Here is a 21,555-nt window from a genome sequence, read left to right as displayed (position 1 = left end):
GCACCAACACGTGAGCCTCACCAGGCACGGCCGGTACCTGCCGGCCCGACGGCATGAGCTGGGTCCCGGGACCGCTTCGGTGCATCCGGCCGGTGCGTCTCCATCGTGTACACGGCCGTGCACAGCACGTGAGCGCGACGGATGCGTTCGGTGAGGTCCCGGTGGCAGGGGGCGCTGGCCCCGGCGCGGTGGAGGTTGCGAAGATGGGCCCATGACCACCTCGCACGGCGCTCGTCGGCCCACGATCGCCGACGTCGCCGCGGCGGCGTCGGTGTCGCGCACCACGGTGTCCCACGCCCTCAACGGCATCGGCAAGGTCGACCCGCGCACCCGCGAACGCATCAAGAAGATCGCCGCCGAGCTGGGGTACCGGCCCAACCTGCGCGCCCAGCGGCTGCGCCGGGGCCAGGCCAAGGCCATCGCGCTGGCCTCCTCGATGCCGTTCGCGGTGGCCGGCGGCCCCTCCCGGCTCGGCTTCTACATGGAGGTGGCCGCCGCCGCGGCCGAGCGGGCCCTCGTCCACGGCTACGCCCTGGTGCTGATCCCGCCGGTGCAGTCGGGCTCCGCGCTCTACTCCGTCGACATCGACGGCGCGATCGTGGTCGAACCGGCGTCGGACGACGCCGCCGTGGCCCAACTGCGCGAGCGCGGACTGCCGTACGTCGCGCTGGGCCGGCCCACGGCACCCGACGACGACGCCCCCTACGTGGACCTGCACGGCGGCAGGGTGGTGGAACTGCTCCTGGACCACCTGCGCGACCAGGGCGCCCGCAGCCCGGCGCTCATCGTCGGCGCGGGCACCCGGCACTCCGCGGTCGACGCCCGCGCCGCCTACGAGCGGATCGCCGCCGCGTACGGCTGGCCGGCCGTCGTCGCCACCGCGCCGGAGGAGGGCGGCGAGCAGGCGGGGTACGACCGGTGCGCCGCGCTCCTCGCGGAGCACCCCGGCATCGACGCGCTGTGCGTGCTCGTCGACGCCTTCGCGGTCGGCGCCGTACGGGCGCTGCGGGACGCGGGGCGCCGGATCCCCGACGACGTCATGGTCGTCACCCGGTACGACGGGCTGCGCGCCCGCACCTGCGAACCCCCGCTCACCGCCGTCGACCTGGGCCTGGACCGGGCCGCCGCGGACGCGGTGGAACTGCTGCTCGCCCGGCTGGGCACGCGACCGGCCGCGGACGCGGCAGCCGGGCCGACGGAAACCGGGCCGGCGGAAGCGGGGGACGAGGTACCGGCCGCCGCCGTACCCCGGCTCGTCCCGCGCGCCTCGTCCCTGCGACGTCCGCCTACCGCCTCGGACGGGACGCGCCCGGGAACGGAGTAGAAGAGGACGCTTTTCCGGAACGGCCGACGAGCCGTCAGGGTCACGTCCCTGCCATGAGCGCCACCCCCGACACCAGGGCGAAGACGAGGACGAAGGCGCGCATCCTCCTCGCGTCGAGGCGCCGGTGCACCAGGCGGCTGAGCCAGGCTCCCGCCGCGAGCGCGGGCAGCAGCAGGAGCGCCCAGCCCATGTCCGCCGGACGGCCCCGCCCGGTGACGAACAGCAGGGCCAGGGAGGCGACTTCACCCACCAGAAAGCAGGCGGCGACCGTGGCCCGCAGCTCGCCGGGCGGCCGGTGCTGGTAGACGAGCGCGAGAGGCGGGCCGCCCACGCCGGTCGCGGTCTCGGTCAGCCCGGTGACGACACCGGCGCCCAGATAGGCACCGCGCCCCGGCACGAACGAGGGCACGACGAGGCTCACCACGGCCGCCAGGACCGTCGCCGCGCCGACCACGGCACCGAGAGAGCCTGCCGGGATCGCCCACAGCAGCGACAGCCCCGCCGGGGTCGCCGCAAGCCGCGCCGCCGTGATCCAGCCGGCGCCGCGCAGATCGAGACTGTGCCGTTCACGCCACGCGACGTACAGGTTGAGCGGGATCATCGCGGTCAGCACGAACACGGGCAGCAGCCCCGGATCGAGCAGCCCCGCGACCGGGGCCACGATCAGCGCGAACCCGAGGCCGCTGGCCCCCTGCACGAACGCGGCCGCCGCGACGGTCACCGCCAGCACCGCCAGGGTGCCGCCGCTCATCGCCGGTCACCGGGACAGGACATGTCCCCTCCCGCCGCCTCGGTGTGCGCCGCCGCCCGCTGCCGTGCCGCCACCGACGTCGGATGGGCCCGTGTCACCCCGGCGCGCCGTACCACCTGCGGGGCCAGCTCGGCGGCCCGGCGGACCAGTGCCGGTCCGTCCCAGTCCGGCGGCCAGCCGCGCCACAGGCGCAGGCGGCCGGCGACGAACACGGCGGTGAGCTGGTCCCGGTTGCCGCGCCGCACCAGTTCCCACGGCAGGTCCCAGGACGGCCGCATCTCCGGCCGGTCGAGGTCGGCCAGGAGGAAGTCCGCGGCGGCGCCGGGCACGATCCGTCCCGTGTGCCGGCCGAGTCCGACCGCGTCCGCGCCGCCCGCCGTGGCCCGCTCCCACCACGTCCAGCCGGCGCCGCAGGAGGAGTCCCCGCTGGCCAGGCCGTAGGTGAGCCGCTGAGCGAACTCCGCCGCGTCCGTGAGCCGGAAGCCGTCACCCCGGGTGCCGTCGGTGCCCAGCCCGAACCGGATGCCGCGCTCGGCGAAGGCGGTCGCCGGGGCGACGGCGTTGCCCTTCCACGCGCTGGCCACCGGGTTGTAGCTCACCGCGGCGCCGCTGTCCGCCAGCAGCGTGACCTCGGCAGGGGTGAGCAGCGTCGCGTGCGCGGCCAGCAACTGCGGGCCCAGGGCGCCCACATGGCGCAGCTGCTCCAGGGGCCGCAGCCCGTGCCGGACCAGGGAGCGCTCGACGGCGACGAGGTGCTCGTTCACATGGATCTGTACGACCGTGCCCGCGTCGGCGGCGAGCCGTGCCGTCGCGGCCAGCGTGTGCGCCGTCGCGGCCTCCGGCACGGACACGGCGAGCGAGGGACGGACCAGGTCGTCACCGCCGTAGCGCGCCAGGTGCTTCTCGGCCGCGGCGAGCACCGTCTGCGGATCCGCGTCGGCTCCGGTGCCGTCCGAGATGTCGTCGCAGACGAGCCCCAGCACACAGCGGATCCCCGCGTCCCGCGCGGCCGAGGCCACCACGTCCACGTCCACCGAGGCCCGGGTCCCCGACTCGGCGACGGTCGTGAAACCGCCCCGCAGGGACTCCAGCGCGGCCAGTTTCGCGGCGACGTAGGCCGACTCCTCGTCCAGGGCGCGCTCCAGCGGCACCCACACGCGGCGGAAGATCTCCGACGGCTCCCCGAAGGCGAGGGCGCCGCCGAAGCTCTGCGTCAGATGGTGGTGGGCGTCGACGAAGCCCGGCAGCAGCGCGTGCCCGGGCAGCCGGAGCGGGGTCAGCGACGGATGGGTCCGGACGATCCGCTCGACCGGGCCGACGTCACGGAACACGCCGTCCCGCACCACCACGGCCTGGAGCTCCAGCGGGCCGTCGGGAGTCAGCGTCACGTCGGGGACCAGCAGCAGCGCGCCGTGGCGGAGCCGGTCGGGGGTCAGGTCGGTCATGGTTCTCCGTGGTTCGAGGTGGCTGTGCGGGAGTTCAGGCACGGGCGGCCGGACTCGGCGCCTCGGCCGGCACGGCGGCAGCGGGGTCCGCGGTGCGCCGCCCCAGGTGGTGGAAGACGACGTTGAGGACGGCGGCGACGAGGGCGCCCACCGCCACGCCGCTCTCCAGCACGATCCGCACGTCGGACGGGAACCCGGCGTACACCCCGGGAACCAGGATCGGCAGCAGCCCCAGCGCGAGCGCCACGGCGCAGGTCACCGTGGCCGTGTGGTCCTCCAGCCGGGCCCGGCCGAGCATCTGCGCGCCGAGTACGGCGATCACCGCGAAGACGACCATCGCGGCGCCCCCGACCACGGCCGAGGGCATCACACTGATCGCCCGCGCGACGGGGGGCACGAAGCCGAGGACGACGAGGACCAGACCCGCGGCGGCCGTGACGTACCGGCTGCGCACGCCGGTGACCCGGACGATGCCGATGTTCTCCCCGCTGGTCACCATCAACGGCAGCCCGAAGCAGCCGCCGAGCAGCGAGGTCAGCGCGTCGCCGCGCACCGTGCGCGGCACGTCGGTGCGGACGTCGAGGTCCTTGCCGACCGCCTCGGCGTTGATGACGGTCTGCCCGGTCGCCTCCGCCATGGACGCGAGGCTGTACAGCATCAGCGGCAGCGCGGCGAGCAGGTCGAAGACGGGCGTGCCGAACGGCAACGGCCTGGGTACGCCGACCAGTTGACCGGACAATGCGGAGCCCGGGTGGACCTGGCCGAGGGCGAGGGCGAGGGCGGTGCCGGCCGCGAGGCCGAGCAGTACGGCGAGTTGCCGCAGGACCCCGCGCAGCAGCCGGGTGAAGACGACGATCAGGCCGATGGTGGCGAAGGCGAGCCCCAGCCGTACCGGGTCCGCGAAGCCCGGCGTACCGGGCTGCCCGGTGACGAGCAGCGCGCCGACCTTCACCAGGTTGACCCCGACGATCACGATCATCGTGCCGATGACCAGCGGCGGGAAGAACCGCAGCAGCCGTGCGAACAGCGGCAGCACCAGGAAGGTGAAGGCGGAGGTCAGCAGCACGGCGCCGGTCGCCGTGCGCAGCCCGTGGGCTTGCGCGATCGACAGGAACAGGATCAGCGGCGCACCGCCCGGCAGCATCACGAACGGCAGCCGCGGCCCGAACTTCCAGGGGCCGAGGGACTGGACGAGCGAGCCGATCCCGGACAGCAGCAGAGCCGCCGAGAGCAGGTCGACGGTGATGACCGGGCTGAGCCGGAGGGTGGCGCTCATCAGGAAGACCGCGGAGATCGGTGTGGCCGCCATGACGAGTACGTGCTGGATGCCGAAGAGCAGGATCCGCCCGAGGGGGCGGGACTCGTCGACGGGGTGCACGGCACCGGGGCCGGCGGACGGTACGGAGGAGGGATCTGCGGACGGTACGGGGGTGGGGTCGACAGGATGTACGGGACTGGACACGCGCGGGCTCCGTTCGGCTCGCTCGGCTCAGGCCTCGACGATCCGGCCGGGACAGCGGCCAAATCGATTTGGCCGCATCGATTCGGCCGTCAGTATGAGGGCGTCGACGGGGGGTGGGTCAAGGGGGTGACCGGTGAACGGGACACTGTGGGTACGGGCGGGACTACTCGATGCCTCCGCCCGGGATCCCGGATTCAGGCGTTCTTGCGGGCCACGCCTCCGTAGAAGCCGATCGCTTCGGAGCCGGGCGGCGGAGTGGAGTCCGGGCGCCAGAACGGAACCTGGGTCAGGCCGGGCTCGACCAGTTCGAACCCGTCGAAGAACCGCGCGACCCGGTCGCGGGACCGAAGGTTCATGGTGGCGGTCGCGCTGTTGTAGACGGCCTCGGCCTCGCTGCGGTCGTCGGCGAAGTCGCCCGTCGCATGCGAGAGCACCAGGAAGCTGCCGGCCGGGAGCGCGTCGCGCAGGGTGGCCACGATCCGCTCGGGCTCCTCCGCGTCGCGGATGAAGTGCAGGATCGCGACGAGGAACAGGGCGACCGGCTGGTCGAAATCGATGATCCGCCGGACCTCGGGGTGATCGATGACGGACTGCGGATCGCGCAGGTCGGCGAGCACGATGCTGGTGGTGCCGGCCCGGCTGAGCAGCGCGTCGCCGTGGGCCTTCACGATCGGATCGTTGTCGACATAGGCGACGCGCGCGTCCGGAGCCGCTTCCTGGGCGACCTCGTGCACGTTCGGCGAGGTGGGCAGCCCGGTGCCGACGTCGAGGATCTGGCGGACGCCACTGCCGATGACGTACCGGACCGCACGGTGCAGAAAGGAGCGGTTGGCCCGTACGGAGATCCACACCTCGGGTGCCGCCGCGGCCAGTTGGTCGCCCGCCAGTTGGTCCACCTCGTAGTTGTCCTTGCCGCCCAGGAGGTAGTCGTAGATCCGTGCGGGATGCGGCTTGCTGGTGTCGATGTGCACGGCCCGGCCGCCGTCCTGAGTCACGCTGTGCTCCTCTCCACGACCGTCACGGCCTCGGTCCCGCAAACGGTTGGCCAAAGCTTCCCATATCAACTACCGGTAGCGCGCACGGAGTTCCCGGAGCTGAGGAGGCGATCCCGGCGGCCGCGCACGCCCCACAGCTCGCCCGGCGTGCCTGGTCGAGGGCACCCGGTGGGTCGCGGTGATCCAGGAAGGGCCGGCCGGGTGGTGTCCGGGGCGGGACGGGTTCGAGCCGGGTCGTGTTCGCACGGAGTCGTCCCCGCGCCGGGCCACGCACATGCCGGGTGGTGCCCGGCGTTCCCCCTGAAGGGCCGGGTGGGGCTCACCCGTGCTCGCCCCGTACCTGACCCGGGTGTGTCTCACGCCGGCCTGCCCCGCGCCCTGGGCGTGTCTCACGCGGCCGGATCTGCCCCGCGCCCCCGCCCGGGCCGCGTGCGGCACTCGGCCGGCCTGCCCTGCGCATCGGACGCACCTCGCGGGTCGGGCGCGTCTCCGTGCGCGGGACGCATCTCACGGGCCGGGACCGCCCGTGCACCGGGCGGCCGTCACCCGGGCGGCTCGTTCGGCTGGCCTGTGCGTCGTCGGTGTCGGATGGTCGGAACAAGATCGGTGAGTCGAAGCTTCGTCCGACCGGTCGCGGGTCGTCCCTCCGTGTCCGTGACGAGGCGGGCGACGCGCCGGGGGCGGGGAACGGTTAATCCATGCGCTCGGGTCGTTCCCCGCCCTTCCAGCTCTCCCGCCCCGGCTCGGCCGGTGGTCGCTGCCGCTCGGGCCCGCCGGAGGAGTCCGCGCTCCGTCGCGCGGGAGCCCGCCACCCGCCGGAGACCTCCTTGGCCGGCTTGTGCGGGAAGCGGCGTTCGGCGTACCGCTGTGCCTCGCCGGCGGGGCGGACGGCCAGGCAGTAACCGGACTTGTAGCTGGGCTTGAAGGCGAGGCTCTGCCCCATCGACGCGTTCTCCGGATCGGTGACCCGGGAGCGGAAGCCGGCGGCGTCCTCGCTGCCGGCCACGGTCCGCACCCAGTCGGTGAACCCGCTCATGAACTTCCGGTAGTTGGGGGTCGTGCAGGCCAGGGCGTCGACTCCGTGCCGACAAGTGGCCGGGTCCTCTGGGACGGCGGGCGGCCCGTACCCATGACGGCGGTCCGGGAGGCCGTCGACGCGATCGGCATGCGCGAGGCGGTCGAGCGGCTTCCCCACGGGCTCGGCACCGCGCTCGCCACGCGAGAACTTCGGGAGCGCCGAGCTGTCCGGCGGACAGTGGCCGCGCCTGGCCCGCGGGCGCGCGCTGTACCGCCGTACCCCCTGCTCATCCTGGACGAGCTGACGTCACTCAGGTCGTTGCAGCGTGCATAGGATCGCCGGCATGACACTGCGACCTGTTCAGGTGAACATCAAGGCTCTTGATGACGCGGCGGTCGGCCGCTTCTGGGGGGAGGCGCTCGGCTGGGGTGTTTCCAGTTCGGGAGGCGGCGCGACCGCCGTTCTCCCCGCCGGTTTCGACTGGCTGGACCCGGTCACCGTCTGCGTCGACGTCATCGCCGTCCCGGAACCCGGGACAACGGCAAAGAACCGTGTGCATCTGGATCTCGCCACCACCTCTGCGGCCCATCAGGCGGAGTTGGTCGCGCGCCTCCGGTCTCTCGGTGCGACGCCCGCCCGCGTGGGCCAGGGCACAGTGCCGTGGACGGTTCTCGCCGACCCGGAGGGCAACGAGTTCTGTGTGCTGGAGCCTCGGGAGAGGTACCGGGACACCGGCCCGATCGCCCGGGTGGTGGTCGACTGTGCGGATCCGCGGGCCATGGCCCGGTTCTGGGACCGGGCGATGGACTGGACCCTGCACGAGGTTACCGACGCTCATGCTGTGTTGCGCTCCGCCAAGGGCGTCGGCCCGTATCTCGAGTTCCTCCGCACGCCCGGAGTGAAGACCGTGCCGGACCGCGTCCATCTCGACCTGGTGCCGTGCCCCGGTGACGATCAGGAGGCGGAGGTGACCCGGCTGCGGGCCCTCGGCGCCACCGACCTCGACGTCGGCCAGGGTGACGTCCCGTGGAAGTGCATGGCCGACCCGGAAGGCCACGAGTTCTGCGTTCTCGCCCGCTCTTGACGCGGAGCCTCGACGACACCCCGGCACCTGAGCTCTGTCTGCTCGTGCGCCATGCCCCCGAGTGGGTTGCGCTGCGGCCTCTCGAACTTCACGACGCGCCGCTGAAGTTGGTCGATGTCCGGTGCGGCGGCGGGCCCGGACTCACGCACGTCACACCACGGCCGGGAAACCCCGAGAGAAGTCAGCTGCGTGCACACCTTCCGCCCGACGCCCGTCCGGCCGTTCCCTGGACAGACGGGCATCGGTTTCCTTAGAGTTCCTGTCCAGGAATGGAAAATCAGTCCAAGCACTCCGGATGCCGTCCTGGGTAACGCTCGGCTGAAACCACGTGGTACGACGGAAGGGAAGAGAGACCGCCATGGCCCCCGATTCGCCCGTAACGTTCGACCACGTCCGTGCGGCCGCCGCACGCCTCGAAGGCGTCGCCCACCGCACCCCCGTCGTCACCTCGCGCACCCTGAACGCCCTCGTGGGCGCCGAGGTGTTCATCAAGTGCGAGAACTTCCAGCGCGTCGGCGCCTTCAAGTTCCGCGGCGCCTACAACGCGGCCGCCCAGCTCTCCCCGGACCAGCTGGCCAAGGGCATCGCCGCCTACTCCTCCGGCAACCACGCCCAGGCCACCGCCCTGGCCGCCCGCGAACTCGGCACCAGTGCCGTCATCCTGATGCCCGAGGACGCCCCGCGCCTCAAGCGGGAGGCGACCGCCGGATACGGCGCCGAGATCGTCACCTACGACCGCTACACCGAGGATCGCACCGCCCTCGGTACGGCGCTGGCCGAGGACCGCGGCCTGGCCCTCATCCCGCCCTACGACCACCCTCATGTCATCGCCGGACAGGGCACCGCGACCCTCGAACTCCTCGACGAGACCGGCCCGATCGACGCGCTGCTCGTGCCGGTCGGAGGCGGCGGGCTGATCGCCGGCAGCGCCACCGCCGCCAAGGCCCTGCACCCCGGCATCCGGGTCATCGGCGTGGAGCCGGAAGAAGGGGACGACACCAAGCGCTCCCTGGAGAGCGGCGCCCGCGTCACCCTGCCCGTGCCCCGGACCATCGCCGACGGGCAGGCCCTGCCCACGCCCGGCGAGCTCACCTTCGAGATCAACCGACGCCTGGTCGACGCCATCGCCCTCGTCAGCGACGCGGAGATCGTCACCGCCATGCGCTTCGCCTTCGAGCGTCTGAAGATCGTCCTCGAGCCCAGCGGCGCCACCGGCCTGGCCGCACTCCTGGCCGGCCGCGTCGACAACCTCCCGCCCCGCATCGGCATCATCGCCTCCGGTGGCAACATCGACACCGGTCGGTTTGCCGAACTCGTCGGCGGATGAGGGGCGTTACCACGCGACACGAGCCAAGCCCCCGGTTGCACACGCAGATGTACGGCGCGCCACGCAAGGCCGGTGGGACCTGGCCGACACCCCGGCGCGGGGATCCCCTAGGGTCGAGCCATGACGAGTGAGTTCAGCGACGCCTTCCTGCTGGAGGCCGAACGGCACGCCGCCTGGGGTGCCGCGCAGTTGGAGGCCCTGACCGCGTTCCTGCCCGAGGGGCCGTGGAGCGCCGAGCTGTCGTCCTGTCTCTACCGGCAGGGACACGTGACCCTGCGCGTCGCCGTGCTGGGCACGTACGACATGACCGAGCAGTCCTGGATGTGGGGTTGGGCCAACCCCGGACTGCGGGGCGCCGAGGTGGTGGCCGCGACCGGCGCGGTCGAGCGGTACGGACGGGACCACGGCATCGCCGAACTGACCGAGGAGGTCCTGCACCTGTCCGGGTTCGCCGATCCGCGGCGCGCGGCGGAGATGCTCGCCTTCACCGGCATGGGAGTGGCGGGAGCACCCGGCTACATCGGCGTGCCCGCGGGCGATGGCACCCAGGTCTGCTTCCTTCCCGACGACCCGCAGGTCCCGCGCGCCGGAGTCGACCCCGTGAGCCTGCCCAGGACCCTGCTCACCGGAGCCGGGCTCATCGGCCGCTCGTCACGGCACGTGGTGACCGGCTACTTCGACTACCACGGCCTGCCCCGGCGCGACGAGGCCGGCCGGATCGTCGCCGACCTGCCGGGCGGCAACGCCGTCGAGGTCGACTTCGACGCGGCCGGCCGGATCGCGGGCGTCGGGGTCAAGGTGCTGCCCTGACGCCGGCTGCGCAGGCAGGGGGGATGGAATCCCGACGACCGGCCACGCGACGGCGGCGGCTCCGTCTCCGCGGAGGGAACCACGTACCGCTCCCGCATCTTGGAGCGCAAGGCCGACGCGACCGCGGAGGCGATGTCCAGGACCTGCTCCCGGGTGATCGGCGCCGGGGACCTCGACGGCGACGGGCGCGGCGACGGCCGGCCCTCGACGGCTCCGGCGAGCTGTGGCGTCAGCTCGGCACCGGCACCGGCAAGCTCGCCGACCGTGTGCTGGTCGTCCGCGACCGGGGCAAGTCCTACCGCCAGGTGCTCGGCACCGGCGACCTGAACGGCGACGGCAGGGCCGACCTGCTCTCGGCCGGCTCCGACGGCGTGGCCTGGCTGAACCCGGCCACCGGCCACGGCACCTTGGGCAGCCGGGTCCGCGTCGGCTCGGGCTGGTCCGGCCGCCCCCTTTCCTGACCGGCGGCCCGCACCGGAGGGCACCCCTTGGTGCGGGCCCACATCCCCTGGCCGGGTCGAACGGCCTCATGAGCGATGCAGCATCCGGCCCTGCTCAGCCCGCCGGCACCGCCGGGTGTACTCGGTGGTGCCGGCGAGCGTCATCGACCGGATGCCGCCTTTGCTCGCCGCGTGCGCCGCCATACAGGGGCGCGCGAACCGGGCCGACGCGGAGCTGAAGTCGACGACTCCCGCGTCATGACCTGCCGACGCCGACAGAGGCGCAGTGTCCGTGCCGTCGTACCGTCTTTACGACGTCGTCATCACTCACCGGGGCACTCCCGCATCCCGGAGTCGGTGCCGGACGGCCCGGGCCCCCTGTGTCTGCGGAACGCGGCAGGGGTCATCCAGCCGCGCAGCGTGGCATCGATCGTCGACCGGAACGTGATCTCCGCCGTGGTGGCGTCGAGGGCGCCGGCCAGTTCGAGCATCACCAGGCCGTGCAGCGTCACCCACAGCGAGAGGGCGATCCGGGTCGCCTCCCCGGTGAGTACGGATGCCGCCGACGCACGGTCGATCGCCGCGAGCAGCGGTCGGACGGGGTCGGCGGTGCCGACCGGGCCCGACGGGTCGAACGACTGCACTCCGCCGAACAGGACCGCGTACAGCCGGGGGTGCTCGCGTCCCCACCGTCGGTACGCGACGGCCAGCGCGTGGAGGTCGGAGAGGGGATCCGCCGAGACCGGCACCGCCGAGAGGTGCTGGTGCAGCCCGGCGACGGCTCTGTCCCGTACCTCGCCGATCAGTCCGTCCTTGCCGCCGAACAGCGAGTAGACCGCCGTGGTCGACGTGCCTGCCGCCGCGGCGACGGCGCGCACGGTCAGTGACTCGCGCGTGCCGGTGGCCAGCAGTTCGGTCGCGCACGCCACCAGTCGTTCCCCGACTGACTCGTCGTTCGTTCTCGGCCGTCCCATGGGATCAGTCTAGCGAGTTTGATAACGTCGTTTTGAAACGCCGTTCTGAAACTCTGGGGGCTCTCCATGTCCATATCCGCATCCGCTCGGCGGCCGGTGCGTGCCGTCGGACGCTTACTGGTGGTCACCGCCGCCATCGCGGGCCTGGTCGCCGTCTTCCTCGCGATGCTCGTGCTGACCGACGGGGCCGGCGGGGGTCTGGCCGCGTGGGGGACGGTGGTCGTGGCCGGGACGGCCGTCGCGCTCCGGCGCGGCGGGCGCCGCACCGGGCCCGCCCGGCTCGTTCCCTTCCTGCCGGTGGCTCTCGCAGCCGCGTTGACGGCGTCGGTCTGCATCCCGACCGTCCCGACGGCCCGGCGGTACCCGCCCGCGCTGCCCTTCGTGACCGCCCAGCACTGGAAGCTCTCGACGGGCAGCAGGCTCGCGGTCTACCACTACCCACCCCGCGACTCCGGCGCCCGGCACCCCGTCCCGCTGGTCTATCTCAACGGCGGCCCGATGCGCGGCATCTCGCTGCTGGACCACCGCTTCCTGCGTCTCCTGGCAGGCAAGGGCTACGACGTCTACGCCTACGAGCAGGCCGGTGGCGGACGCAGCGACCTGCTTCCGATGAGCCGGTACACGATCGCCAGGTCGGTGCGCGACCTCGGTGCCTTCGTCGACCGCCTGGGCCGGGGCCGAGTCGACGTCCTCGGCTTCTCCGCGGGCGCGGTCGTCCTCACCCAGGGGCTGGCCGACCCGCGTGTCGCCGGGCGCCTGCACCGGGCGGTCATCGCCGAGCCGGGCCCGATGGACGGCCCCACGGCGCGACTCACCGGGCACACCGGCCGCCCCTCCGCGCGCGGCCTCGCTCCGTCCCCGACGGGGCCGCGATCGACCCATGTCCCGCGGTACGCCGTCGCGTTCGGGCTGATGCGTCTCGGGCTCCTCAGCCCCGGCAACGGTCTGATCGGCCAGGCCGAGGGCGACAACGCGTTCACCGCCGCCGACCTCGGCGGCGACACCGCCTCCGCCTACTGCGCGCGCGACGCCCATCGCATCCCGGTGGAGGACACGGCGGAGAACTTCTCCTTCAGCCCCGCCGCCAGTCTCCGCATCCAGCAGACGGTCAAGGACTCGGCGTCCCTGGCCCCCCGACTGCGGCGCTCCCGGACCCCCGCGATGCTGATGATCGCCGAGTGCTCCTCCCAGGTCCGCCGGTGGGAGACCGCCGTCCTGGCCACCGATCCCGCCGTCGAGCGCACCCAGTACCTGCCCGGGGTCGGACATCACCTGTGGAACGGCCTCGACGACAACAACGAACGAGCCGCGGCCGTCATCACCGCGTTCCTCCAGGGTGCACGGGCACCCCTTCCGAACTACCCGACCCGTGCGGACATACCGGCCTTCCTGAGCACCGGGAAGTGAGGCCGGCCGCCGGTCCGCCCGGCCGCACCACGGCACTCCGGCCGTTGTCAGTGGTGGCCCTTACGGTTTGATCAGTGAGGACCTGCGGGAAAGGCCGCGGGTCCGCCCTGGGGAGGGGTCTGCCATGACGTCCGCGGTGTCGACGACGTATCTGGAGTTGTCGCAGGAGGGCGGCGGCGCCCACAAGTTCTACGAAGTGACCGTCGACGGCACAGTGGTGACGGTGCGGTACGGCAGGATCGGCGCCGCCGGGCAGATCCAGACGACGACCTTCCCGACCGCCGAGAAGGCCAGGGCGGCCGCCGCGAAGAAGGTGGGGGAGAAGGTCCGCAAGGGATATGCCCCGGCCGTCCAGGGGCAGCGCGCCCCGCGCCCGGTGACCCGGCGTCAGGTCAGCTCGGCCCCGTCCACCGCGCGGGCGGTCGCGCCCGTGCTGTGGCGGTTCCGCACCGGCTCGGCCGCCTTCGGCATCCATGTCGACGACGACCACTGCTGGGTCGGCAACCAGGCGGGTGACGTCTACACCCTGGGCCACGACGGCGCCGTCCTCTCCCGGTTCAGCCTGCCGGACGGGGTGAAGTGCCTGGTCGCCGACGACTTCTGGATCTACGCGGGCTGCGACGACGGCAAGGTCTACGACCTCTCCTCCAAGCTGCCGTTCGCCGCGTACGACATCGCCTCCGACGTCGACATCTTCTGGCTGGACATCCACGAGGGCATCCTGAACGTGTCGGACCGCGACGGCCGGCTCACCGTCATCGACCACGAGGACGAACACCAGTGGGCCCGCCGCAGCCAGGGCGGGCACGCCTGGATGATCCGCGCCGACGACCGCGCCGCCTACCACGGCCACCAGCGGGGCGTCACCGCCTACGCGCCCGACGGCAGCGGCGAGTTGTGGCACAGGGACACCAACGGCAGCGTCCTCTTCGGCTGGCAGGAGGACGCCGCCGTCTACGCGGGCACCCACCACCACGTGGTCCAGCGGCTGTCGAAGGCGACCGGGGCCATCGAGGCGACATACCGTTGTGACAACGCGGTGTATTCGTGCGCGACCTCCCCGGGCGGGCGGTTCGTCTTCGCCGGGGACGCCGCTTCGTCCGTCTACTGCTTCGACCAGGACGGCACGCGTCTGTGGAAGCTCGGCACGGGCGGCGGCTCGGCGCTGTCGATGCAGTACCGCGACGAGCGGCTGTACCTGGTGACCACCGACGGCTCACTGGTGTGCGTCGACGCGAGCGAGACGGCCATCGCCGCGGCCGAGCAGGGCACGGTCCCGGTCGCACGGGACGTCAAGCTCGCCGCGGCCCTGCCCACCTACCAACCCGCCACCGCCGTGGCCGAGGTGGCCACCGTCGCGCAGGCTCCCGCCGGAGCCGTCGTGGTCGAGTGCGTGCAGGAAAGCGGCCGGCTCCGGGTCCACGTGGTGTCCGAGGGCTACGACACCTCCTGGAACGTCCAGTTCCCGCGGGCGATACGCAGGCCGGGCGCCCGCTACGTCGTGGACGCCCTGCACCCGGCGGCCGGCGGCTTCTACCGCGTCCGCGGCGACATCCGCCGCCTGCTGTGACGCCCTCCCCGTCTCCGGGCGGCCGCCCGGAGTCCGGGACCGCACAACAGTCGCCTCCGTCGTCAACTCCCCGCCAGGCAGGGACCGTGAGGTGTTTCGTGTGCCGACCGGCACAGCTGGGCGTGCGCCTCAGGGTCGTGCGCTCGCCGCCTGCGCCAGCACCTCCCGCGCCACCGAGAGCACCTCGGCGCGATCCTCCGGCACCAGTCCGATGCGGGTACGGCGGTCCAGGAGGTCCGACTCGTCCAGTGCGCCCTCGTGCCGGACCGCCCACAGCAGTTCCGCGCGGGTGACCGGGTGACCGGGCAGGACCCGCTCGGCCAGCGCGGGATCCTCGGCCGCGAGGGAGTGGACGGCCTCCGCCTCGGTGCCGTAGCGGCGGACGAGACGCGGGGGCGCGGAAAGGTTGCGCAGCCGGCCGGGTGCGGCGGCGCCGACCAGGGGCAGCGCGGCGGTGGGGGAGGGCGCGGCGGGCAGGCCCCGGGCGGCGGTCGCGGCGTCCACGGCGTCCTGGGCCATCCGCCGGTAGGTGGTGAGCTTGCCGCCGACGATCGTGGTGACGCCGTCGGGAGACGTCAGCACCGCGTGCCGGCGGGAGATGTCGGAGGTGCGGGCGGACGAGCCGTCGTGGCCGTCGTGCCCGGAGGCGTCCAGCAGGGGCCGCAGTCCGGCGAAGGCGCCGACGACCTCCTCCCGGGTCACCGGCGTGTCCAGGACCGAGCCGAGGACGTCGAGAAGGAAGCCGATGTCGGTCTCGGGTACCTCCGGGACGTCCGGGATGCCGCCCTCGACCGGCTCGTCGGTGAGACCGACGTACACCCGGCCGTCGCCCTGTGGCAGGACCAGCACAAAGCGGTTCGTCTCGCCGGGGATGGGGATGTGCAGGCCGGCCGGCAGGGTGCCGAGCCGCTCGGAGCGCAGGACCAGATGGGTGCCGCGGGAGGGCCGGATCCGGATGCCCTCGACGAGGTCGCCCGCCCACACCCCGGACGCGTTGATGACCGCGCGGGCCTTGATCTCACCCTCCTCGCCGGTGAGTTCGTCACGGATCCGGGCGCCGCTGCCGGTCAGCTCCAGCACCCTGACCCGGGTGAGCACCCGGGCGCCCTGCGCGGCGGCCGTCCTGGCCAGGGCGGTGACCAGCCGGGCGTCGTCGGTCACCTTGCCGTCCCAGGACAGCAGTCCGCCGCGCAGTGCGGCCGAGCGCACCGTGGGCGCCAGGTGCCGGGCTTCCGTCGCCGACAGCCGGCGCGGGGCGGGCAGGATCCGGCGTGGGGTCCGGGCGGCCAGCCGCAGCATGTCCCCGGCCCGGAACCCGGCCCACGCCAGCGAGGCCTGGGCCCGGGACACCAGCGGGGTCAGCGGCAGGACGAACGGCTGCGCGGCCACCAGATGCGGGGCGGTCCGCGTCATCAGCACCCCGCGTTCGACCGCGCTCTCGTGCGCCACGTCGAACTGCGCGGAGGCCAGATAGCGCAGCCCGCCGTGGATCAGCTTCGAACTCCAGCGGGAGGTGCCGAAGGCCAGGTCGTGGGCGTCCACGGCGACCACGTCAAGGCCGCGGGCCGCCGCGTCCAGCGCGGCTCCGGCGCCGGTGGCACCGAGCCCGACGACCAGGACGTCGGCGACCCTGCCGTCGGTGGCCTCGGCCAGTTCGCGGCCACGGCGGTGTGCGCTGAGGGACGAGCCGGCGTCGGCCGGGGTGTGGCTCATGGCGTGAGGGTCCTCTCCAGGAGGGTGCGCAACTCGCCGAGGAAGGCGGCGGAGTCGAGCTCCGGATCGTCCTCGTCGGTCATCGTGCGCAGGGACAGGGTGAAGGACTGCACGGTCAACAGCAGGGCGCGGGCCTGTCGTTCGACATGCCCGGGGCGCACGGAGCCGTCCGCGTGGCCGTCGCGCAGACCGTCGGCCAGCAGCGTCAGCAGTGCCTCCTGGCTCGCTCCGCGCCGGTCGAGCACATAGGGCAGCAGCAGTTCCGGATCGACGTCGACGATCTTGCGGAAGAGCGGGTGCGCACGGAAGGCCTCGACGCCCGCCACCAGTCCGTCCACGATCCGGGTGCGGGTGTCCGTGCGCGAGGCGGGCTCGGGGATCGCCCGGGTGGCCACGTCGATCCACTCGCGGGTCATCAGATCGCCCACCAGGGTCCGCAGATCCGGCCAGCGCCGGTACAGCGTCATCCGCGAGACACCGGCGCGGCGGGCCACGTCGGCGAGGGTGGTGCGGCGGACCCCGACGGCGAGCACACAGTCGCGCACCGCGTCGAGCACATGATCGTTGTCCGAACCGTTGTGACGAATAGGCGTCATGTGTCACAGTGTAACGCCCCTGGGGTCGAGCAGAGCAGACACCATCACCCCGGGCACGGCCCGCCGGCCGTCGCGTGAACCGAGCACACCGAGCACACCGACCTGTGAGGACGACCGTTCAATGGACATGCTGTGGAACGGCTGGGGCGACCCGGCCAAGGCGGCACCGCTGCCCGACTCGGTGACCGGACTGCTCCGCGACCTGCTCGGCGTCAAGCCCCGCACCACCCCCGCCCTCACCCTCGAGGACATCGAACTGCCCGCCACCACGGCCTCCCCGGCCGCGCTCAAGGCGCTCGCCGAGGCCGTCGGCGACGAAGACCACGTCCGCACCGACAGCGACAGCCGCATCCGGCACACCCGCGGCAAGTCCACCCCCGACCTGCTGCGCATCCGCGCCGGGGACTTCGCGGACGTCCCGCAGGCCGTGGTCCTGCCCGCCTCCCACGACGAGGTCCTCGCCGTCCTGCGCGCCTGCGCCGCCCACGGCCTCGCCGTCGTTCCCTTCGGCGGCGGCACCTCGGTCGTCGGCGGACTCGCCCCCCAGCGCACCGCGTTCATCGCCCTGGACCTGCGCCGCATGAACGGCCTGCTCGACCTCGATCCCGTCTCGCGCACCGCCGTGCTCCAGCCGGGACTGCGCGCCCCCGACGCCGAAGCCCTGCTCGCCGAACAGGGCTTCACCCTCGGCCACTTCCCGCAGTCCTTCGAGTGGGCCACCATCGGCGGCTTCGCGGCCGCCCGCTCCAGCGGCCAGGCGTCCGCCGGGTACGGCCGCTTCGACGAGATGGTCCTCGGCCTGACCCTCGCCACGCCCGAGGGCACCATCGAGACCGGCCGCGCCCCGCGCTCCGCCGCCGGCCCCGACCTGCGCCAGCTGATCCTCGGCTCCGAGGGCGCCTTCGGCGTCATCACCTCCGTCACCGTACGGATCCGTCCGCTGCCACAGGTGCGCGTCTACGAGGGCTGGCGGTTCGCCTCCTTCGAGGAGGGCGCCGCCGCGCTGCGCAGGCTCGCCCAGGACGGACCCCGGCCGACCGTGCTGCGGCTGTCCGACGAGACCGAGACCCTCATCGGCCTGGCCCAGCCCGACGCCATCGGCGGCGACTCGGCGCAGAGCGCGGCCGGCTGTCTCGCCATCACCGGCTACGAGGGCACGGCCGAGGACACCGCACAGCGCCGGGAGCAGGCGGCGGCCGTCCTCACCGCCTGCGGCGGCACCCTCCTCGGCGCCGAACCGGGCGAACGCTGGGCCCACGGCCGCTACTCGGCGCCGTACCTGCGCGACGCGCTGCTCGACGTCGGCGCCTTCGCCGAAACCCTCGAGACCGCCGCCTTCTGGTCCCGCATCCCCGACCTCTACACGGCCGTACGCACCGCCCTCACCGACACCCTCACCGAGGCCGGCACCCCGCCCCTGGTCATGTGCCACATCTCCCACGTCTACGAGAACGGCGCCTCGCTGTACTTCACGGTCGTCAGCGCCCAGGGCGAGGACCCGGTGGCCCACTGGACGCCCGCCAAGCACGCGGCCAACGAGGCCGTACTGGCGGCCGGAGGCACCATCTCCCACCACCATGGAGTCGGCACCGACCACCGCGACTGGTACGTCCGCGAGGCCGGACGGCTCGGCATCTCGGCCCTGCGTGCCGTCAAGCGCCGCCTGGACCCGGAGGGCCTGCTCAACCCCGGTGTCCTGCTCCCCACCGACTGACCCACCGATCCGCTGACCGACCCCACCCGATCCGCCTGCTTCGGAGGCACACCGATGCGACAGTTCACCGCCGTCGTCAACCCCACCGCGGGCGGCTCCACCGGGGCGGCGACACTGCTGCACCTGGCCCGGCTGCTGCGCGAGGCCGGAGCCGAGCTGGAGACGGAGTACAGCAACAGCCTCGCCCACGCCCAGGACATCGCCCGCCGCGCCGGCGAACACGGCCGGATCGTCCTGGCCGTCGGCGGCGACGGCATCGCCGGCGGCATCGGCGGCGCACTCAGCGGCACCGGAACCGTCCTCGGCCTGGTGCCCGCCGGACGCGGCAACGACTTCGCCCGCGCCCTGAGACTGCCCGCCGACCCCGCCGCACTCGCCGACATCCTGCTGCACGCCGAACCACGGCCGGTCGACACCATCGAGGTGGAGTCGGCCGTCCACCCGCGCACCGTCGTCCTGGGCAGCGTCTACGCCGGCGTGGACGCGGTGGCCAACCGGCACGCCAACCACGCCCGGCTGCTGCGCGGCTCCGCCTCCTACTACGCGGGCGGCCTGCGTGCCGTCACCACCTGGCGCGCGGCCGACTACCGCGTCACCGTCGACGGCGAGGAACACACCCACCGCGGCTACACCGTCGTAGCGGCCAACTCCCCCTACTACGGCTCCGGTCGGCTCATCGCCCCCGACGCACGCGTCGACGACGGCCTGCTGGACGTCGTGATGATCCGCGAGGCACCGCGCCGGCTGTTCTTCACCCTGATGAACGAGCTGAAGACGGGCGGACATGTGCACCGCCCCGAGGTGCGCGTGCTGCGCGGCAGGGAACTGCGCATCGAGGCGAACCGCCCCGTCCCCTACGGTGCCGACGGCGAGGTCGACGCCACCCTGCCCGTCACGCTGCGGGTACGACCCGGAGACCTGCCGGTGCTGTACTGACCCCGCGCGGCCGCGGCACGGGAATTCCTGACCCGGACCGAGAAGTGACACCGCATCGGTGCAGGACCGGCCCGCCTTGGGTAAGGGAAGGGAACCGGGCCGAGGGCGCCGGGGAGGGGTTGGTCGCACATGACGCTGGAGCCCGCCGAGGGCGTGGTGCAGGCGGTCGTCCTGTACGACGGACGACTGCTGCTCGTGGCGGACGGCCACGGCTGGGCCCTGCCGTCCGGTACTCCCCAACCGGCCGAGTCGGCCGAGGCCACCGCGGCGCGCGTCGTCTACGAACTCACCGGATACCTCGTGGACGGCACGGAGTCCCTGGCCCAGCGCCACGGTCCGCAGGCAGACGGTGCGTCGGCGGCGGCGGTGGTGTGCCAACTGCTGAGCGAGTCCCCCTCGGACGGGGCCGCTCTCGCACCCGAGCAGGTGCGCTGGGCGGCGATTCCCGAGACCACCGAGGTCGCACTCCCGGCAGCCGTACGCGAGTACCTCCGGGGACACACGCCGGTGTGACGGGCCTGCCGGTCAGCCCGCACCGCGAAGGTGAGCCGCCGCCCGTGACGGAGGCGGACGGTCCGGCACTCACCCCCCCGGCCGACGACCGGCGTGGCACGCAGATGGCGCATCCCGTCACGCCGACGCCGACGCCGACGCCGGCGCCGACGGGCCCGGCACGCCGCACGGCTCTGTCGTGGGTGAGGGCCGGCTGTGCTCTCGTTCGTCGGTCGTGGCGGCAGGACCGGCTCACCGGCCGGGCAGGTCCATCACGTCCACTCCGGTGCCGGCCGGCGCGCCTCCCGGTGGGACCACCGCGAGGCCGTCCGCCGGGGCGAGGCCGCGCAGCATCGCCGGGCCGTCGAACGGCAGCGGCGTCACCTCCTGCCCCGCGGTGAACACCGGCAGCAGCCGGGTGTCATGCGAATGCCCGGGCAGCGCGGAGCCGGCCACCCGCCGGTCCGGCTCGGTGCCGGAGTGCCCGCCGAGGCGGCGCAGCAGCGGCTCGGCCAGCGTGACCATGCCGGCCACCGCGGCGAGCGGGTTGCCGGGCAGCCCGACCAGCCGGCGCGCCCGGCCGTGGCCGGCAGCTCGGCGAGCAGCATCGGGTGACCCGGCCGTACGGCCACGGAGTCCACGAGCAGCCGGGCGCCCACCACCCGGAGCGTGTCGTGCAGGAAGTCCACCGGTCCGGCGGCGGTGCTCCCCGTCGTGACCACGACGTCGGCGGGCGAGCGGCGCACGGCCTCCCGGCGAGCGGAGACGTCGTCGGCGAGCAGACGATGGCCGATCAGCTCGGCACCGCAGGCGTGCAGCCACGGCGGCAGCAGCGGCCCGAGCGCGTCACGGACCCGCCCGCCGCGCGGCACGCCCTGCTGGAGCAACTCGTCCCCGAGAACCAGCAGTTCGACGCCGGGCCGGCGGTGCAGCGTCAGCCGGTCGTAGCCGGCGGCGGCCGCCAGGCCCAGCACCCGCTCGGTCACTGTGGTGCCGGAGGGCAGCAGCGGCTCACCGGTTGCGGCACTCCTGGCCGCGTGGCCGGATGTCGCGGCCTTCGGGCACCGGCGCAGGGGAGCGGTCGTACAGCAGGCCCGGCCCGGAGTCCGCCTCGCCGTGCTCGCGCCGCAGTACGGCGGTCGCGCCGGGCGGCACCGGGGCGCCGGTGGCGAGGGGAACGGCCGCGTCCGGCGCGAGCGGCCCCGGCTCCCGTCCGGCCAGGACACAGGCGTCGCCGAGCCGCCACGGGCCCGGTCCGGCCACGGCCAGCCGTCCATCGCGGCGGTCGCGAACGGCGGCAGGTCGGTGAGCGCGAGGAGCGGTTCGGCCAGCGCATGGCGCAGCGCCTCGCTGAGGGTGTCGTGCCGTCGGCCGGGTGCGTCCGGGATGCCGGAATGCGGGGCATCATTGGTGAGCCGTCCGACGAAGTCAAAGAGGCCCCGTCTGTCTGCCGACAGGCGCCGCCCATCTGATAACCCGCGCTTATCACGCCATCGA

The 21,555-nt window shown here is 73.6% G+C and carries 18 protein-coding genes and 2 pseudogenes; 11 read left to right on the top strand and 9 right to left on the bottom strand.

Translation table 11 applies throughout. The features are described from left to right. The first annotated feature begins 211 nt into the window (after nucleotides 1–211). On the top strand, nucleotides 212–1,324 hold the full coding sequence (locus ACWDEN_RS04320) for a substrate-binding domain-containing protein (RefSeq protein WP_351603863.1): 1,113 nt from the start codon (nucleotides 212–214) through the stop codon (nucleotides 1,322–1,324). A gap of 40 nt (nucleotides 1,325–1,364) precedes the next feature. On the opposite strand, the gene ACWDEN_RS04315 is transcribed toward ACWDEN_RS04320, so the two are convergent. The 5 genes from ACWDEN_RS04315 to ACWDEN_RS04295 form a co-directional block, all read right to left on the bottom strand. Continuing rightward, nucleotides 1,365–2,075 carry a sulfite exporter TauE/SafE family protein gene (locus ACWDEN_RS04315; protein ID WP_351603864.1) on the bottom strand — a complete coding sequence of 237 codons (711 nt, stop codon included), beginning with the start codon at nucleotides 2,073–2,075 and terminating at the stop codon, nucleotides 1,365–1,367. Then, nucleotides 2,072–3,520: an amidohydrolase family protein gene (locus ACWDEN_RS04310; RefSeq protein ID WP_450857119.1), complete on the bottom strand. Its 1,449-nt coding sequence runs from the start codon at nucleotides 3,518–3,520 to the stop codon at nucleotides 2,072–2,074. Before ACWDEN_RS04310 ends, ACWDEN_RS04315 begins: the two co-directional genes overlap by 4 nt. Nucleotides 3,521–3,554: 34 nt before the next feature. Beyond that, nucleotides 3,555–4,982: a uracil-xanthine permease family protein gene (locus ACWDEN_RS04305; protein WP_450857117.1), complete on the bottom strand. Its 1,428-nt coding sequence runs from the start codon at nucleotides 4,980–4,982 to the stop codon at nucleotides 3,555–3,557. Nucleotides 4,983–5,176: 194 nt separating this feature from the next. Further along, entirely contained in the window at nucleotides 5,177–5,977 is an 801-nt protein-coding gene (locus tag ACWDEN_RS04300) for an SAM-dependent methyltransferase (RefSeq protein ID WP_351603869.1), read from the bottom strand. Nucleotides 5,978–6,668: 691 nt separating this feature from the next. Further along, nucleotides 6,669–7,013, bottom strand: a complete 345-nt coding sequence (locus ACWDEN_RS04295; RefSeq protein WP_450857114.1) for a hypothetical protein — start codon at nucleotides 7,011–7,013, stop codon at nucleotides 6,669–6,671. 102 nt (nucleotides 7,014–7,115) lie between these two features. Here ACWDEN_RS04295 and ACWDEN_RS04290 point away from each other — a divergent pair. From ACWDEN_RS04290 to ACWDEN_RS04270, 5 genes and pseudogenes are all read left to right on the top strand, one after another. Next, nucleotides 7,116–7,304, top strand: a pseudogene (locus ACWDEN_RS04290) (ABC transporter ATP-binding protein); the annotation flags it as partial. 34 nt (nucleotides 7,305–7,338) lie between these two features. Then, nucleotides 7,339–8,079, top strand: a complete 741-nt coding sequence (locus ACWDEN_RS04285) for a VOC family protein (RefSeq protein WP_450857112.1) — start codon at nucleotides 7,339–7,341, stop codon at nucleotides 8,077–8,079. A 358-nt stretch (nucleotides 8,080–8,437) separates the two neighbouring features. Then, nucleotides 8,438–9,406, top strand: a complete 969-nt coding sequence (locus ACWDEN_RS04280) for a threo-3-hydroxy-L-aspartate ammonia-lyase (protein ID WP_450857110.1) — start codon at nucleotides 8,438–8,440, stop codon at nucleotides 9,404–9,406. A gap of 120 nt (nucleotides 9,407–9,526) precedes the next feature. Further along, complete coding sequence (locus ACWDEN_RS04275) at nucleotides 9,527–10,216, top strand: DUF6882 domain-containing protein (RefSeq protein ID WP_450857108.1); 690 nt, start codon at nucleotides 9,527–9,529, stop codon at nucleotides 10,214–10,216. 266 nt (nucleotides 10,217–10,482) lie between these two features. Beyond that, nucleotides 10,483–10,677: an FG-GAP repeat domain-containing protein gene (locus ACWDEN_RS04270; RefSeq protein WP_351603996.1), complete on the top strand. Its 195-nt coding sequence runs from the start codon at nucleotides 10,483–10,485 to the stop codon at nucleotides 10,675–10,677. A 302-nt stretch (nucleotides 10,678–10,979) separates the two neighbouring features. Here the strand turns inward: ACWDEN_RS04270 and ACWDEN_RS04265 are convergent, their stop codons facing one another. After that, nucleotides 10,980–11,630 (bottom strand): TetR-like C-terminal domain-containing protein, encoded by a 651-nt coding sequence (locus tag ACWDEN_RS04265; RefSeq protein ID WP_450857106.1) that lies wholly within the window; start codon nucleotides 11,628–11,630, stop codon nucleotides 10,980–10,982. A gap of 66 nt (nucleotides 11,631–11,696) precedes the next feature. Here ACWDEN_RS04265 and ACWDEN_RS04260 point away from each other — a divergent pair, with 66 nt between their 5' ends. Both ACWDEN_RS04260 and ACWDEN_RS04255 read left to right on the top strand, forming a co-directional pair. Continuing rightward, nucleotides 11,697–13,037, top strand: a complete 1,341-nt coding sequence (locus tag ACWDEN_RS04260; protein ID WP_450857104.1) for an alpha/beta fold hydrolase — start codon at nucleotides 11,697–11,699, stop codon at nucleotides 13,035–13,037. A gap of 124 nt (nucleotides 13,038–13,161) precedes the next feature. Next, a complete protein-coding gene (locus tag ACWDEN_RS04255) occupies nucleotides 13,162–14,607 on the top strand; it encodes a WGR domain-containing protein (protein WP_351603883.1) in 1,446 nt (481 codons plus the stop codon). Nucleotides 14,608–14,736: 129 nt separating this feature from the next. Here the strand turns inward: ACWDEN_RS04255 and ACWDEN_RS04250 are convergent, their stop codons facing one another. Both ACWDEN_RS04250 and ACWDEN_RS04245 read right to left on the bottom strand, forming a co-directional pair. Further along, nucleotides 14,737–16,320 carry a glycerol-3-phosphate dehydrogenase/oxidase gene (locus ACWDEN_RS04250; RefSeq protein ID WP_450857101.1) on the bottom strand — a complete coding sequence of 528 codons (1,584 nt, stop codon included), beginning with the start codon at nucleotides 16,318–16,320 and terminating at the stop codon, nucleotides 14,737–14,739. Continuing rightward, nucleotides 16,317–16,916, bottom strand: a complete 600-nt coding sequence (locus tag ACWDEN_RS04245; RefSeq protein ID WP_351603887.1) for a TetR/AcrR family transcriptional regulator — start codon at nucleotides 16,914–16,916, stop codon at nucleotides 16,317–16,319. Before ACWDEN_RS04245 ends, ACWDEN_RS04250 begins: the two co-directional genes overlap by 4 nt. Before the next feature lie 121 nt (nucleotides 16,917–17,037). Here ACWDEN_RS04245 and ACWDEN_RS04240 point away from each other — a divergent pair, with 121 nt between their 5' ends. From ACWDEN_RS04240 to ACWDEN_RS04230, 3 genes are all read left to right on the top strand, one after another. Beyond that, a complete protein-coding gene (locus ACWDEN_RS04240; protein ID WP_450857099.1) occupies nucleotides 17,038–18,630 on the top strand; it encodes an FAD-binding oxidoreductase in 1,593 nt (530 codons plus the stop codon). 54 nt (nucleotides 18,631–18,684) lie between these two features. Next, complete coding sequence (locus ACWDEN_RS04235) at nucleotides 18,685–19,566, top strand: YegS/Rv2252/BmrU family lipid kinase (protein WP_351603891.1); 882 nt, start codon at nucleotides 18,685–18,687, stop codon at nucleotides 19,564–19,566. A gap of 129 nt (nucleotides 19,567–19,695) precedes the next feature. Further along, a complete protein-coding gene (locus ACWDEN_RS04230) occupies nucleotides 19,696–20,079 on the top strand; it encodes an NUDIX hydrolase (protein WP_351603893.1) in 384 nt (127 codons plus the stop codon). Between the two features lie 231 nt (nucleotides 20,080–20,310). Here the strand turns inward: ACWDEN_RS04230 and ACWDEN_RS04225 are convergent. After that, nucleotides 20,311–21,446, bottom strand: a pseudogene (locus ACWDEN_RS04225) (molybdopterin molybdotransferase MoeA). Between the last annotated feature and the right edge of the window lie 109 nt (nucleotides 21,447–21,555).

The sequence above is a fragment of the Streptomyces sp. NPDC001153 genome, assembly GCF_053598315.1.
Note: the sequence above shows the minus strand (reverse complement) of the source record. Positions and strands in the feature narration are given on the sequence as shown.